The 500-nt window shown below is 49.8% G+C and carries 1 protein-coding gene; it reads left to right on the plus strand.

Annotated features, from left to right (window positions below):
• On the plus strand, positions 1-500 hold a 500-nt coding region (locus R8N47_RS28785; RefSeq protein WP_412034508.1), incomplete at both ends, for a magnesium transporter MgtE N-terminal domain-containing protein.

A 500-nucleotide genomic window follows, 5' to 3' on the forward strand; every position in this document is an offset into this window, starting at 1 on the left:
ACCCCGAAGATTACGGTGAAATTCTTGACGAACTAAACGAAGACGTTAAAGACAGTCTTGTATCAAAAATGGCTCCCGAAGACCTTGCAGAGGCGACGGAAGGCATGGATACCGATGACGTTGCGTACGTCCTACGTAGCTTGCCAGATGATCTTTCTCGTGAAGTTCTCTCCCAAATGGATTCAGCAGATCGTGCTCGCGTCGAGACGGCACTGTCTTATCCTGAAGACACCGCTGGTGGGTTGATGAACACCGACGTTATCACGATTCGTGGTGACGTTGATGTCGACGTAGTCCTGCGTTATCTGCGTATGAAGGGCGAACTGCCTGAAGCCACCGATGCACTCTACGTGATTGATGACGAAAGCAAACTGATTGGCGAACTCCCAATCACGACACTTATCACGACCCAACCCGACGTAAAAATTATCGACGTCATGGAAGATGCTGACGATGCGATTACCGTTGACACCAGTGACTCAGACGTTGCTAGCCTGTTT

It is taken from the genome of Vibrio sp. 2132-1, assembly GCF_033344315.1.